Here is a 14,207-nt window from a genome sequence, read left to right as displayed (position 1 = left end):
GTATTTGACTAAAATAAAGCCGACTTGACGGCTTATTTTTTTTAGAAAATATGGTAAAATTAAAGGAATAGCATATATTGTAAATAATGACTAAAAATTTTAGAGGTAATCTGCAAAATGACAGATAGTAATGAAGAAAATCAAGTCCCTAAACATATTGCCGTTATCATGGATGGTAATGGGCGTTGGGCGCAAAATCAAGGTAAAAAGCGGCTGTTTGGTCACAAGGCAGGCATGGATAATCTGAAAACAGTTGCGATTCACGCGCAACGTCGTGGTGTTAAAATCTTGACGGTTTATGCTTTTTCGACGGAAAATTGGCAGAGACCTGCTGCTGAAGTCAAATTTATCATGAGTTTACCGATTGATTTTTATGAAAAATTTGTGCCGACTTTGAAAAAAGAAAATATTCAGATTCGGATGATTGGTAAACGTGATGGTGTACCCAAAGCAACGCTAAAAGCAATTGATAAAGCCATGTCTGAGACAATTGAAAATACGGGTTTGATTTTGAATATTGCTCTGAATTATGGTGGGCAAGCCGAGATTTTGGAAGCAACAAGATTAATTGGAAAAGATATTATTAGTGGTCTAATTGGCGCTGATGAAATTACGCCTGAAGTGTTTGAAAGTAAGCTTGCGACAGCTATCTTTCCCAAAGATTATCGCAATCCTGATTTTGTGATTAGAACTTCTGGCGAGCATCGTTTGAGTAATTTTCTACTTTGGCAAACAGCTTATAGTGAACTTTATTTTACAGAGACATTGTGGCCTGATTTTAATGAAACAGCGCTAGATTTGGCGCTTGACGCATTTGCGCAACGAGAACGCAGATATGGAGGAATCAAGAAATGAAACAAAGAATCATCACGGGCGTTGTTGCGGGCGCAGTATTTTTGGGATTAGCTATCCTTGGTGGAACGGCTTTTCACGTTTTAGTGGCGCTTTTGGTCATGATTGCCATGACCGAATTATTCAAGATGCGCAAACTCGAAATTTTGTCATTTGAAGGTATTTTGGCAACAATTGCAGCACTTTCACTCTCAATGCCAACGACACTTTATCTGCCAAAACTTGGTACAGATAGTAATTTGACGTTATTTACCTTGTTTTTATTCATTATGATGGGCATAATGGTCTTTACCAATGGCAAATATTCTTTTGAGGATCTCGGTTTCCCTTTTTTATCTGCTTTTTATATCGGGATTGGTTTTCAAAATTTGCTTGCGGCGCGTGAAAACAGTTTATTTATCTTTTTCTTGGCCTTGTTTATTGTTTGGGCGACAGATTCAGGCGCTTATTTTGTTGGGCGCAAAATTGGTAAAACGAAGTTGATTCCAAGCGTTTCGCCGAATAAAACGGTTGAAGGCTCACTTGGTGGCGTGATAAGTGCGATTGTTGTGGCGGCGATTATGGTTTTTCTTTATCCTAATCAGGCGCCTGAAATTGGTATTTTCAGATTGATTATCTTGGTTGCCATTTTTTCTATCGTTGGTCAACTTGGCGATTTAGTTGAATCTAGTCTCAAACGGTATTTTGGTGTCAAGGATTCTGGTAAAATTTTGCCTGGACATGGTGGCATTCTTGATCGTTTTGACAGTATGATTTTTGTTTTTCCAATTATGCATCTTTTAGGATTGTTTTAAAAAATTAAAAAAAGGAGAAAGCTATGACAAAAAAAATTATGTTAATGGGTGCAACGGGTAGTATCGGCACTCAGACTTTAGAAGTAATTGCAGCACATGCAAATTTATTTGAGTTGGTCGGCTTTTCCTATGGTCAAAATATTGACAAGGCGCGTGAGATTATCAAAGCATTTTCACCGAAAATTGTTGTCTCAGCTCAAGAATCAGATCAGCAACAGTTAGCAGCAGAATTTCCAGACATGACGAATTTATTTGGCGAGGATGGCTTGATTGAACTTGTCAGAACTGAGGATTATGACATTTTATTCAATGCGATTGTCGGATCAGTCGGCTTGTTGCCAACGGTTGAAGCGATTAATCTTGGGCATGACGTGGCGCTTGCTAATAAGGAAGCAATGGTTGTCGCGGGCTATAATATCATGACTGATGCCGCGCGGACTGGTAGTAAAATATTGCCAGTTGATAGCGAGCATTCGGCAATTTTTCAGGTACTTCAAGGTGTGGCATGCCAAGATGATGTGCGAAGTCTAACAATTACTGCATCTGGTGGGTCATTTCGAGATAAGAAACGTGAAGAATTGGTCGATGTGACTTTGGCAGAGGCACTGGCACATCCGAACTGGTCAATGGGTGCAAAAATTACCTTGGACTCAGCAACTATGGTCAATAAAGGATTGGAAGTTATTGAAGCACATCATTTGTTTGGTGTGCCTTATGAAAATATTCATGTTGTTTTACATCGTGAATCAATCGTTCATTCGATGATTACACTCAATGACGGTGTGGTTTTGGCGCAACTTGGCGCTTCGGATATGCGTGAGCCGATTCAGTATGCGCTGTCTTATCCGAAACATCTTAAAATGCACAATGAAAAACCTTTTGATTTGACAGAAATTGGTGCTTTGCATTTTGAAAAAATAGACTTGGTGCGTTTTCCGATGTTAGATTTAGCTTACCGTGTTGGTAAACTTGGTGGTGGTTATCCCGCAGTTTACAATGCAGCAAATGAAGTTGCTAATCAAGCCTTTCTTGATGGTAAAATCAGCTTTTTAGAAATTGAACAATTGATTACACGTGCTGTTTTTGAGCATATGGAATTTGATGGTCAAACACTCAATCAAATTTTGGCAACTGACAAAGAAACGCGTCAAAAAGTTAGGCAATGGATAGCAGATTTAACGAGTGATAAAGAAGAGGAAAATAACTTATGATTCAAAGTTTAGTAACATTCATCATTGTTTTTGGTGTGATTGTTTGCGTGCATGAATATGGTCATCTGTTTTTTGCTAAAAAAGCGGGTATTTTGGTGCGTGAATTTGCTATTGGGATGGGACCGAAAATTTTCGCTCACAAGGCTAAGGATGGGACGCTTTATACGATTAGGATACTTCCTTTAGGTGGTTATGTCCGTATGGCGGGTTGGGGCGAGGATACAACGGAAATCAAGACAGGTCAGCCTGCAAGTTTGACCCTTAATCTTGAAAACAACGTTGTGACACGTGTTAATCTGAGTGATAAGGCGCAGTTTGCACAAGCACTTCCGATGTTGGTAACTAAGTACGACTTTGAAAATGCTTTGACCATTACTGGCGAAGTAAATGGCGAAATCAAGACTTATGCGGTTGACCACGATGCAACGATTGTTGAGGAGGACGCAACGGAGGTACGAATTGCCCCGCTTGACGTGCAGTATCAAAGCGCGAGCTTACTTGGGCGTATGATGACTAACTTTGCTGGACCGATGAACAACTTTATTTTGGGTGCAATTGCCTTTGTTTTGATTGCCTTTATGCAAGGTGGTGTGCAAGATTTTAATAGTAATCAAGTCACGATTTCTAATAAAAATTTGCCAGCTTATCAAGCTGGCTTGCGCACGGGTGACGCGGTTGAGGCGGTAAATGGTGCAAAGATTACGGATTGGTATGATTTGTCTGAGGCGATTAGTAAGACTAACGGTAAGGCGCTTGAGCTTAAGACGAGTGATAAGACTTTCACGATTACACCTAAAAAAACAGAAGGTACTTATCTTATCGGTGTGTCGCCATTGTTAAAAACGAGTGTTTCTGATAAGTTGACAGGTGGCTTGAAAATGGCGGTCGACTCTGCTTTTACGATAGTCAATGCTTTGAAAGATTTGGTTTTACGTCCGAGTTTGAATAAATTGGGTGGTCCTGTTGCTATGTATCAGATGTCTGAACAGGTGACGCGTGAGGGATTGGCACCGATTATTCAATTTTTGGCAATGTTGTCAATCAATCTGGGCATTTTTAATCTGATTCCAATTCCTGCGCTTGACGGCGGTAAGATTTTCATGAATATTATTGAGGCAATTCGCCGTAAACCGATGAAACAAGAAAGCGAAAGTCTGATTACATTGATTGGCGTTGGGATTATGTTGGTATTGATGATTGCTGTGACTTGGAATGATATTATGCGGTTGTTTAGATGAGTTGTTACTTGTTATTGATGCCATGTTTTTAAAAATATAGAAAAGAGAAAAATGAGAAATAAAAAATTAGCTTTATTTGGGATTGTTTTGTAACGTTATCAATTTTAATTGATACTTTTAACCTTGTACAACAAGATATAATTTCAGATAGCGTAACTAATGCTTTGGCTATCGGGATGATATTTGGTGTGGTTTTACGTCTTGTTCTGCTGGTTCTAACTTGGCTTGCATATTTTAATATTAGTAAAAAATCTGAAAAAGGTTGGCAAATTTTCTTACTTGTTATCGGCATTATTTGGCTACTTGGTTCTCTCTTGAGTCTATCTGCTTTTCTAGTAATAACTTTAAAACCTCTTGTTTTAATTCAATCTTTATTTCAATTAGTCGGTAGTATTTGTTTTATCCTGACTTTTGCTTTGAAGAGTAAAGAAAGCTAAAATTATCTTGACATTTAAAGTGCTGAAAATCAGCGCTTTTTTTGGTATAATAAAATTACTACATGAAAGGAAAGGGCAATCTCCAAGCGTGGTGCTTGATAGGGTTGCTCAACTATCACTATGAAACAATCTAAATTGCTTATTCCAACTTTGCGTGAGATGCCGTCTGATGCGCAAGTTATCAGCCATGCACTTCTTGTGCGTGCAGGTTATGTACGCCAAATATCAGCGGGAATTTATGCTTATCTGCCGCTTGCTAATCGTGTACTTGAAAAATTCAAGACGATTATGCGTGAGGAGTTTGAGGCGATTGGTGCTGTGGAATTGCTTGCGCCTGCGCTTTTGACTGCTGATTTGTGGCGGGAAAGTGGGCGCTATGACACCTATGGTGCTGACCTTTACAAACTCAAAAATCGCGATTCGTCTGATTTTATCCTTGGTCCGACTCATGAGGAGACCATGACTGCACTCGTTCGCAATGAAATCACGTCTTATAAAAAGTTGCCTTTGAACATTTACCAAATTCAACCCAAGTATCGTGATGAAAAGCGACCGCGCTATGGCTTGCTCCGTGGACGCGAGTTCATCATGAAGGACGGTTACAGTTTTCATGCGACGAACGATTCGCTTGATGAGACTTATCTGGATTATAAACACGCTTATGAGGCGATTTTCACGCGCTCAGGGCTTGATTTCAAGGGAATTATCGGTGACGGTGGTGCTATGGGTGGTTCGGATTCTCAAGAGTTTATGGCGATTACACCCGATCGGACGGATTTGGCAAAATGGTTGATTTTAGATAAATCAATCGCTGATATTTCGGAAATTCCAGAAACGGTTATCTCAGACATCAAAAAAGAGCTTGCAAGCTGGTTGATTGCGGGAGAGGATACGATTGCCTACTCTGATAGTTCGGACTATGCGGCAAACTTGGAAATGGCAGCAACAGAATTTGTCAAACCGACAGTTTATACAGAAAAAATTGATTTGGTAAAAGTTGCGACACCAGATGCGAAAACGATAGATGAGGTGTCAGCATTTCTAAATGTGCCAGCTGAACAGACGCTTAAAACCTTAGTCTATAACGCTGACGGCGAAATTATCGTTGTACTCTTGCGTGGCGATGATGAATTGAACGAAGTCAAATTGACCAATCATCTGAGTGCTGACTTTTTAGAACCTGCAACAGAAGAAGAAACGGTTCAGATTTTCGGGGCAACGTTTGGGTCGCTTGGACCAGTCGGCTTGCCTGAGACTGTCAAAATTATCGCTGATCGTTTAGTTGAAACGGTTGCAAATGCTACCGTTGGTGCAAATGAAGACGGTTATCATTTGCAAAATGCCAACATTGACCGTGATTTCAAAGTGACAGAATTTGTTGATTTGCGCACTGCCAAGGAGGGCGAGACTGCGCCAGACGGTGCAGGCAAGTTGAAGTTTGCACGCGGAATTGAGGTTGGGCACATTTTCAAGCTCGGCACGCGGTATTCTGAGAGTATGGGTGCTAACGTTCTTGATGAAAATGGTAAGGCGAAACCGATTATCATGGGGTCTTACGGTATTGGTGTGAGTCGCATGCTGTCTGCGATTTTGGAGCAGTTTGCACGGATAAATGTTGAGAAAACTTTTAAAGGCGATTATAAATTTTCATGGTCGATGAACTTTCCAAAAGGGCTTGCACCGTTTGATGTGCATGTGATTCCTGTCAATGTGAAAGACGAGGTAGCGGTTGCGCTGTCTGCGGAAATCGTTGAAACACTGAGCCAAAAAGGCTTGCAGGTGCTAGAAGACGATCGTGCTGAGCGGGCTGGTGTTAAGTTTTCAGATAGCGACTTGATTGGTTTGCCTGTGCGCGTGACAGTCGGCAAGAAAGCTGCAGATAGGATTGTCGAGGTCAAAATTCGGGCAACTGGCGATACGCTTGAGGTCAATGTTGCTGATTTGGCTGAGACGTTGGCGATTTTGAATCAATAGATTTTATAAAAGTGGGAATCTTTGGATTTCTGCTTTTTATTTGTGTGAGATATTGATTTAAATATAGAAAACGTTTACAAAAAATATTTGCAAAAAAATAAAATTCATGATAAGATAGTATTATAAAGAAAGCACTGGAATGTGCGAACTTGCTCACATTTTTGACCGACTAAATCGTATTACCTCGGGAGTCTTTGAGACATCCTACGGTATGCAAGCCACTTTAGGTGGAAGCAGCTTAGTAGGAGCGCGACGCCCACCTGTTTATATTAACAGCGGGTTCAATACAGGAGTGAGTATCCGGCATTCAATCAGTGTTTTTTGTTTTTTACGATTTTTTTGCGTGATTTCTTCGTTAGTTTTCGACTCACAACCCAAAGGTTGCATCGTCTCAGCTGTCTCGAACTCACGCAAAAAAATCGTAAAAAAATTTCTTTGTGTGAGTTGATGTTCCGCTTAGTTTGAACTTGTACCTAAAAAAGATTTTCTTGTTTATTACTTTTTCCTTGCATTTTCACGAATATTTGATATAATTATAAAGGTAGTAAATCGCTTTCAACTTGAAAACGTTTTGCCTTCTTAGCTCAGTTGGTAGAGCAGTGGACTCTTAATCCATGGGTCGTAGGTTCAAGTCCTACAGGGGGCATAAAAATATCTAGGAATCAAGTTTCGGCTTGGTTCTTTTTACATATTTTAGATAAGGAAATGAGAATTGGATGACTAAAAATCGCTTTAAATTAACTTGTATGTGGCTGATTTTTCTGGGGGTGCTTGCGGGGTGTTCGGCAAGGGGAAATGATAAGCAAATTTCTAAATCGTCAGTCCAAGTTCAAAAGAAAGTTGATTCTCCTAGTCAAGCGCAAGCTTTGATTGAAACTGAGGCGCTTTATTATCAAGGGTTGACTGATGATGATAAGCAGGTTTATCGGGAACTTCAAAATGCGATTCAAAATTTTCAAGCGCAAATTGACACACAGGCACAGCATTTAACGCAAGAGAAATTTTCTAAAGTGGCTGAGGCGGTGCTTTTGGATCATCCAGAGTATTTTTGGTATTCGGGGAAGATTGAGACTTGGGTGCAGAGTGCGGATTCGGCGGCGATTGCGCAGTATGAGATTAGTTTTGATTTTACAGCAGCGGAAGTTGCTGATCTGAATCAGCAGATTGAGCTTAAAATCAGTGATTTTGTGGCGAAAAATGCTGGTAAAACGGAATATGACAAGGCTTTGGCTGCGTATCAGTACGTCATTGAGCAAAATGATTACAATCATGCGGCGGCAACGGCTGGCAAGGCTGATGCGACGGACGATCGCAGTTACTCAATGTTGGGGGCGTTGCTTGACGGGACGGCGGTTTGCGAGGGATATGCTGATGCGCTGCAGTATTTACTTGCAAGGTTGGCTATGACGGCGCATGTCGTGGTTGGGGTGGCAAATGACCAGAATCATGCGTGGAATTTGGTTAAGATTGATGGTGAGAACTACTATTTGGATGCGACTTGGGGTGATGCCTCTTTCACTAAGGAGGATAAGCGTGCGAATATTGACTATACATATTTTGGAATGACGACTGCTGAGCTTGAAATGGATCATAAAATAGCAAATGATTTTATAAATTTGCCGATTTATAAGGCAACTGCGGCAAATTATTTTGTGCATAATAACTTGCGTTTTGATAGTTATGATTCGGAGGAAATTTCAAAAGTAACGCAGCATTTTTTAAGAGATAATCAATCAAATATCTGTTTCCAATTTTCAACGCTCAAGGCTTATCATAAGGCGAAAAAAGCCTTGTTTGATGCGCAAGGAATGATGACGATTTTTGCCGATTTGGCAGATGAATTTCCAAAATTGTCAGGAAAGAAAGTCATCACAAGTCTTGATGAGGTACATTTGGTAATGACCTTTATTTTGGAGTGAGGTATTTAATCAAAATAAATTGAGCGCTTTTAGACAAAAAGTGATAGAATATAATAAAAAAGGAAAAATACAAATGGATGTTTCAACGCTTTTCAATCCTAATCTGGATAAAATTCAAATTTCGGCGATTCGGCGGTTTGACCAAGAAGTCTCGCAGATTTCTGGTATGCTTAAATTGACGCTTGGCGAGCCTGATTTTAATACGCCTGAACATGTCGAAAATGCTGCTGTCGCTGCTGTTCAAGCGCATGAGAGTCACTATACGGGCATGGCTGGTCTGCTTGAATTACGGCAAGCAGCGAGTTCATTTTTTGCGGATAAATATGGTATTCACTTTGATGCGGAGTCTGAAATTTTGGTCACGGTTGGCGCGACTGAGGCGATTTCAGCTAGTCTTATGTCGATTCTTGTTGCGGGCGACAAAGTTCTGACCCCTGCACCATTGTACCCAGGTTATGAGCCTTTGATTCAGCTTGCGGGCGCGGAAATGGTGGAAATTGACACGACGACGAATGATTTTGTCTTGACAGCAGAAATGCTTGAGGCAGCGTTAATTGCCAATCCCGAGACGAAAGCAGTGATTCTCAATTATCCGTCTAATCCGACTGGCGTGACTTATAATCGTGCGCAGGTCAAGGCGATTGCGGATGTTATCAAAAAATATTCAGTTTTTGTTATTTCGGACGAAATTTATTCTGAGCTGAATTATACAGATGAAAAACACGTTTCTATTGCCGAATTTGCGCGTGAGCAGACGATTGTCTTGAATGGTTTGTCGAAATCGCATGCTATGACTGGTTATCGCATTGGCTTTATCTTGGCGGATGAATCTTTGACAGGTCAACTTATTAAAACGCACCAGTATTTTGTGACGGCGGCGACGACCGTTTCGCAGTTTGCGGCGATTGAGGCTTTGACAAATGGTCGTGATGATGCGGCTGTCATGAAAAAAGAGTATATCGTTAGGCGAGATTATATCATATCGCAGATGACACCTTTGGGCTTTAAAATCATCAAACCAGATGGTGCTTTCTACATTTTCGCCAAAATTCCTGAAGATTTGGTGCAAAATTCTTTCGACTTTTTGATTGATTTTGCGAAAGAAAAACAGGTAGCATTTATCCCTGGATCGGCATTTGGCAAATATGGCGAGGGATATGTCCGTTTAAGTTATGCGGCAAGTATGGATGTGATTATAGAAGCTATGAAACGTTTGACTGAGTATGTGAATGAAAAACGCTGATTTCCCTTGATGGGAATTTTTTTGTCAAGAGGGTTTTGATAGCGAGAAATTATGAATCAATTTTTTCTAATAAAAACGACATTATCATAATGAAGAATAATATGTTATAATAGGAAAGTGGGCGTATGCAGAACGTTGAGACAGGTGGTTTAGTGCTGTTTAGCCGAAATTATCGCGAGCAAGATAAGTTGGTTAAGATTTTTACAGAGAGTTTTGGCAAGCGGATGTTTTTTGTCAAAAATGCTAATAAATCGAAGTTTTCGAGCAGTTTGCAGAATTTTACGCAACTTGAATTAGTGGCTGCAATTAATGATGAGGGGTTGAGTTTTATCTCAGATATTTCTGATGCGACGAGTTATCAATTCATCAACTCAGATATTTTCGCGCAATCTTACGCTAGTTATATTATTAGTTTGGCGGACGTGGCGATTCCTGATAACCATTATGATGCAGCGCTTTACGGTTTCTTGATGAAGTCGTTGGAGCTGATTGATAACAAGATTGATATGGAAATTGTGACTAATATTTTTGAATTACAAATCATGTCGCGATTTGGTGCGCAGTTAGATTTTGATCAATGTGTGTGTTGTCACAGACAAGATTTGCCTATGGATTTTTCAAAAAAATACAATGGTTGTCTGTGTCGCAATCATTTTGATGAGGATATGAAACGCGAGCATATTGATCCAAATGTTATTTTTCTGTGCCATTCTTTTATGGCGATGAATTTGGAAACTTTACCAACAATTAACATTTCTGATGAGCTGAAAGCTAAGATTCGTTGTTTTATTGACCTACTTTACGACCATTATATTGGCGTTCATCTTAAGGCGAAAAAATTTATTGACGGACTTAGCGATTGGGCGGACATTATGAAATAAATTAAATAAAAGGAAAAACTTTATGACTAAAAAAAATTTGTTTACATTTAAAATATCACCTGCTTTATTTATCTTGATTCCTTTAGGTGTTGTGATTAATTATTTGGGTGGTATGCTCAAGATTCCACTATGGTTGGAGTCTATCGGTACGGTTTTGAGTGCGCTTTTGGCGGGACCGATTGTTGGTGCTTTTGTCGGTATGCTCAATAACATGATTTATGGGCTGACACAGAACCCGATTTCTTTTGTTTATGCGCTGACACAGATTGGTGTTGGGATAACGGCTGGCATTTTTGCTCGGCTCGGCTATTTTAAGAAACTATCAACGACGATTTTTAGCGGCATGGCAATTGGTCTTGTTAGCGTGCTGATTTCAACACCCTTAGACATTATTTTTTGGGGTGGAGAGACTGGCAATGTTTGGGGCGATAAAGTTTTTGATGCCTTGCTTTCGAGCAATCAACCGCTCTGGTTGGCATCATTTTTGGATGAGCTAGTCATTGGTTTCCCTGATAAGGTACTTGTTGCTGTGATTGCTTTCTTGATTTATAAATGCTTACCTGAGAAAATTATTGTACTTTATGAAGAAAATTAAGCTATTTAGCTTATTTTTATGTTATAATGAAATGGTTGTGGAAATTTTCAACAAAAATTTTTTTAGGAGAAGAAATGAAAACTAGAACAAGGGATTTTTCAAAGAAATTAGGTTTGGTGTTTATTGCTTTATTTGCTGCGCTGACACTTGTTGCTTGTGGTTTTAGCGAATCGGATGCGACAGATTATGTTAAGTCAAGCTTGGATGCTTTTACAAAAGGCGATTTGAAAGAATATGCCAAAATTACCAATCAAACTGAAAAAGCAGCTCAAACTGAATATGACGAGGGTATTAATAGCATTTTAACGACATTTGATACTACGGGTGGTCTATCTGATTCGCGTAAAGAGGAATTTCGTAGTATTATCATTGATGTTGTTAAACTTTCAAAATATGACGTTATGTCAGCTGAAAAAACAGATAAAGGTTTTTCGGTAAAAGTAAAGATTAAACCTTTTACTGGTCTTGAGACACTTGAAGATGAGATGATGAAAAAACTTACACCAGAGGCGATTGCGGAATCTGGTGTGAATGTTGAAGATAATGCGGCAATGCTTGATTGGGTAACTGGTATAATAGTAGATCTCATAAAAGAATCTATTGCTAATCCTGAATATGGTAATGCAAAAGAGATGACGGTTGAAGTTATTAAAAAAGATAAACAATATAATCTATCAAATTCTGATATGGAAAAATTGATAGCTGCTATGTTGGTCAATAAATAATCGAAAAAATAAGCTTGTTCAGCTTATTTTTTTTGATTATAAAGCGACTTGATGTGAACAGCTTGTTCTGGATAATCCGTCATAAATCCCGACAAATGATAATCAAAAGCGAGATGTATATCAGCATCGTTATTGAGCGTCCAAGGGCGCAAAGGCTTTCCAAGATGTTTTAATTTGTCTGTGTTTTTTTGAAGCCAGTCAAGTCGTGGATGTAAATGTGTGATATATTTTGTGTTTAAACCTTGCTGAATTTTGGGCTCAGAAGTTGACATGAGTAAGCACAAATCAGCGTGCGGTTCGAGTTTTGAAAGCAATTTGAGCGACTTGAGATTAAAAGAGGAGTAAACATGTGAAAAGGGGAAATGTTGCGATAAAAGTAAGCTTGATGTTATTTTTTCGATATTGGGATATTGAAATTTATCTGTTTTGATTTCGATATTGAGAACACCTTTGAATTTCAACTTGACCAGTAACGCTAAGACTTCTGACAATAAAGGCACTTTTTCATGGGTGTATTTGGCATCAAACCAAGCACCCGCCGAATAGTGACGAATTTGCTCAAAATTCAGCTCTCTTACAAGTCCAGCACCATTTGTCGTGCGCTCTAAACTCTCGTCATGAATGACAATGAGCTGTTGGTCGCGTGTCAAGTGCACGTCTAACTCAATGCCATCACTTCCCACTCGAATCGCCTCAGTAAAAGCCGACAAGGTATTTTCTGGGCGATTACACTTGCTACCTCGGTGGGCAAAAATCTGGGTTGTAACGGCATCATGATGTAAAAAATGATGCATTTGTGCTTGAAATTCATCTCGCTGCCATTTGCGTGCCTCCCAAGTTCTGCGGTACCATTTTCTAATACCTGTTATCATTTGAAATAATTGATACCCATAGCAGACTTGACCTCATCCAAAGTTTGAGCTGCGACTGCTTGCGCTTTTTCAGAACCGACTTTTAGCATATCATAGACCTGGCCCATGTCTTTGGCAAACTCTAAACGGCGTGCACGGATTGGCGCAAACTCGCGATCCAAAACTTCCAATAAATAACGTTTTGTCTTGACATCGCCGAGACCGCCCGCTTGATACTGCGCTTTCATCTCAGCAATAGTAGCGCTGTCCTCAGTTGTGCCGAACACATCAAGGTAGTGGAAAACCATGTTGCCCTCGATTTTGCCGGGATCCTCGACCCGAATATGCTCGGGATCAGTGTACATGCTCATAACTTTTTTGCGCACGGTGTCGGCATCGTCGCTGATAAAAATACCGTTGTTGAGTGATTTGGACATTTTAGCATTACCATCAAGTCCAGAAAGGCGACCAGCACCTTCATTTTCGGGATAAAGTCCCTCGGGTTCAATCAAAACGTCAGTCTTGTAGGCATTGTTGAAACTGCGGACAATTTCGCGTGTTTGCTCAATCATCGGTTTTTGGTCATTGCCAACAGGTACGAGATTTGCCTTGAAAGCCGTGATGTCGGCGGCTTGAGACACAGGATAAACGAGGAAACCAGCGGGAATCGACTCATCAAAACCCTTTTGAGCAATCTCAGATTTGACTGTCGGATTGCGCTCCAAACGCGCGATCGACACGAGGTTCATGTAGTACATGGTAAGCTCAGCAAGTTCGGGAATTTGCGACTGGATGAAAATCGTTGACTTCATCGGGTCAAGACCGACTGCCAGATAATCAAGCGCCACTTCGCCGACAGATTGGATGATTTTTTCGGGTTCTTTGGCATGATCGGTCAAGGCTTGCTGGTCAGCGAGGAAGATGAAAAGGTTGTATTTATCCTCATTTTGTAGCAAAACACGATTTTTTAGCGAGCCAACATAATGCCCGATATGCAGTTTACCAGTTGGGCGATCGCCCGTTAGAATGGTTGGTTTCATATAGATTTCTCCTTATTAATTTTCTACGAAAGTTTGTGTCTGTGGTTACTCGGCGCATGGTAATGCTTTGCGCCTATGACGCATCGCTTTTAGTATCATGTTTTTTATAAAACTTAGTTTGATAAAATAAAAAAAATCCTCGACAAAATTTCACTGTTTTGTCGAGGACGTTTAACACGCGGTGCCACCTCAATTACGGAAAAATTTTCCGTCTCTTAATCCCTCATAAAAGGGTGCGTGCGGTATCGGGCACTCACGTGATTTTTATTTTTTCAAATCAAGGTTAAATTGCAGCCCATTCACTTGGGAGAATTCTTGTCTTGCAACGACCGACAAGTTTCTTAAAAATTCTCAAATCAAGTTACTTTCTCTGCTGATAATTTCATTTTACGATTATTTTGAGGGGTTGTCAAGGTAAAAATGAGTCTGACAGTGTACTATTTTTGT

Annotated in this window: 13 protein-coding genes, 1 tRNA gene and 1 other RNA gene; 13 read left to right on the top strand and 2 right to left on the bottom strand. The window is 40.0% G+C overall.

Annotated elements, in window-relative coordinates:
- The first annotated feature begins 117 nt into the window (after positions 1–117).
- The 13 genes from uppS to Hs30E_RS00630 all read left to right on the top strand — a co-directional run bounded on the left by uppS (position 118) and on the right by Hs30E_RS00630 (position 11,869).
- Complete coding sequence (uppS, locus tag Hs30E_RS00690; protein WP_172207198.1) at positions 118–855, top strand: undecaprenyl pyrophosphate synthase; 738 nt, start codon at positions 118–120, stop codon at positions 853–855.
- Positions 852–1,646: a phosphatidate cytidylyltransferase gene (locus Hs30E_RS00685; RefSeq protein WP_172207196.1), complete on the top strand. Its 795-nt coding sequence runs from the start codon at positions 852–854 to the stop codon at positions 1,644–1,646. Before uppS ends, Hs30E_RS00685 begins: the two co-directional genes overlap by 4 nt.
- Positions 1,647–1,669: 23 nt before the next feature.
- Positions 1,670–2,857, top strand: a complete 1,188-nt coding sequence (gene dxr, locus Hs30E_RS00680) for a 1-deoxy-D-xylulose-5-phosphate reductoisomerase (protein WP_172207194.1) — start codon at positions 1,670–1,672, stop codon at positions 2,855–2,857.
- Positions 2,854–4,095 carry an RIP metalloprotease RseP gene (gene rseP, locus Hs30E_RS00675; RefSeq protein ID WP_371864123.1) on the top strand — a complete coding sequence of 414 codons (1,242 nt, stop codon included), beginning with the start codon at positions 2,854–2,856 and terminating at the stop codon, positions 4,093–4,095. Before dxr ends, rseP begins: the two co-directional genes overlap by 4 nt.
- 176 nt (positions 4,096–4,271) lie before the next feature.
- Positions 4,272–4,532, top strand: a complete 261-nt coding sequence (locus Hs30E_RS00670) for a hypothetical protein (RefSeq protein ID WP_228461955.1) — start codon at positions 4,272–4,274, stop codon at positions 4,530–4,532.
- Positions 4,533–4,652: 120 nt separating this feature from the next.
- Positions 4,653–6,506, top strand: a complete 1,854-nt coding sequence (locus Hs30E_RS00665; RefSeq protein ID WP_172207190.1) for a proline--tRNA ligase — start codon at positions 4,653–4,655, stop codon at positions 6,504–6,506.
- A 128-nt stretch (positions 6,507–6,634) separates the two neighbouring features.
- Positions 6,635–6,828: non-coding RNA, 6S RNA (gene ssrS / locus Hs30E_RS00660), on the top strand.
- Positions 6,829–7,079: 251 nt separating this feature from the next.
- Positions 7,080–7,152: transfer RNA gene (locus Hs30E_RS00655), tRNA-Lys, on the top strand.
- 70 nt (positions 7,153–7,222) lie between these two features.
- Positions 7,223–8,425: a transglutaminase domain-containing protein gene (locus tag Hs30E_RS00650; RefSeq protein ID WP_172207188.1), complete on the top strand. Its 1,203-nt coding sequence runs from the start codon at positions 7,223–7,225 to the stop codon at positions 8,423–8,425.
- A 73-nt stretch (positions 8,426–8,498) separates the two neighbouring features.
- Positions 8,499–9,668, top strand: coding sequence for a pyridoxal phosphate-dependent aminotransferase (locus Hs30E_RS00645; protein ID WP_172207186.1), 1,170 nt, complete (start codon positions 8,499–8,501; stop codon positions 9,666–9,668).
- Between the two features lie 125 nt (positions 9,669–9,793).
- Positions 9,794–10,549, top strand: a complete 756-nt coding sequence (gene recO / locus Hs30E_RS00640) for a DNA repair protein RecO (RefSeq protein WP_172207183.1) — start codon at positions 9,794–9,796, stop codon at positions 10,547–10,549.
- 22 nt (positions 10,550–10,571) lie between these two features.
- Positions 10,572–11,144, top strand: a complete 573-nt coding sequence (locus Hs30E_RS00635; protein WP_172207181.1) for an ECF transporter S component — start codon at positions 10,572–10,574, stop codon at positions 11,142–11,144.
- A 74-nt stretch (positions 11,145–11,218) separates the two neighbouring features.
- Positions 11,219–11,869 (top strand): hypothetical protein, encoded by a 651-nt coding sequence (locus tag Hs30E_RS00630; protein WP_172207179.1) that lies wholly within the window; start codon positions 11,219–11,221, stop codon positions 11,867–11,869.
- Positions 11,870–11,892: 23 nt separating this feature from the next.
- Here the strand turns inward: Hs30E_RS00630 and Hs30E_RS00625 are convergent, their stop codons facing one another.
- Positions 11,893–12,741: a glycerophosphodiester phosphodiesterase family protein gene (locus Hs30E_RS00625; protein WP_172207177.1), complete on the bottom strand. Its 849-nt coding sequence runs from the start codon at positions 12,739–12,741 to the stop codon at positions 11,893–11,895.
- Positions 12,738–13,760, bottom strand: coding sequence for a tryptophan--tRNA ligase (gene trpS / locus Hs30E_RS00620; RefSeq protein ID WP_172207175.1), 1,023 nt, complete (start codon positions 13,758–13,760; stop codon positions 12,738–12,740). The genes Hs30E_RS00625 and trpS overlap by 4 nt, the downstream gene beginning before the upstream one ends.
- Positions 13,761–14,207 lie beyond the last annotated feature (447 nt).

The organism is Pseudolactococcus hodotermopsidis (genome assembly GCF_011170085.1).
Classification (GTDB): domain Bacteria; phylum Bacillota; class Bacilli; order Lactobacillales; family Streptococcaceae; genus Pseudolactococcus; species Pseudolactococcus hodotermopsidis.
This window is presented reverse-complemented; position numbering and strand designations above follow the sequence as displayed.

Coding starts and splice junctions, on each gene's coding strand:
- uppS (WP_172207198.1), top strand. CDS start 118: ATGACAGATAGTAATGAAGAAAATCAAGTCCCTAAACATATTGCCGTT.
- Hs30E_RS00685 (WP_172207196.1), top strand. CDS start 852: ATGAAACAAAGAATCATCACGGGCGTTGTTGCGGGCGCAGTATTTTTG.
- dxr (WP_172207194.1), top strand. CDS start 1,670: ATGACAAAAAAAATTATGTTAATGGGTGCAACGGGTAGTATCGGCACT.
- rseP (WP_371864123.1), top strand. CDS start 2,854: ATGATTCAAAGTTTAGTAACATTCATCATTGTTTTTGGTGTGATTGTT.
- Hs30E_RS00670 (WP_228461955.1), top strand. CDS start 4,272: ATGATATTTGGTGTGGTTTTACGTCTTGTTCTGCTGGTTCTAACTTGG.
- Hs30E_RS00665 (WP_172207190.1), top strand. CDS start 4,653: ATGAAACAATCTAAATTGCTTATTCCAACTTTGCGTGAGATGCCGTCT.
- Hs30E_RS00650 (WP_172207188.1), top strand. CDS start 7,223: ATGACTAAAAATCGCTTTAAATTAACTTGTATGTGGCTGATTTTTCTG.
- Hs30E_RS00645 (WP_172207186.1), top strand. CDS start 8,499: ATGGATGTTTCAACGCTTTTCAATCCTAATCTGGATAAAATTCAAATT.
- recO (WP_172207183.1), top strand. CDS start 9,794: ATGCAGAACGTTGAGACAGGTGGTTTAGTGCTGTTTAGCCGAAATTAT.
- Hs30E_RS00635 (WP_172207181.1), top strand. CDS start 10,572: ATGACTAAAAAAAATTTGTTTACATTTAAAATATCACCTGCTTTATTT.
- Hs30E_RS00630 (WP_172207179.1), top strand. CDS start 11,219: ATGAAAACTAGAACAAGGGATTTTTCAAAGAAATTAGGTTTGGTGTTT.
- Hs30E_RS00625 (WP_172207177.1), bottom strand. CDS start 12,741: ATGATAACAGGTATTAGAAAATGGTACCGCAGAACTTGGGAGGCACGC.
- trpS (WP_172207175.1), bottom strand. CDS start 13,760: ATGAAACCAACCATTCTAACGGGCGATCGCCCAACTGGTAAACTGCAT.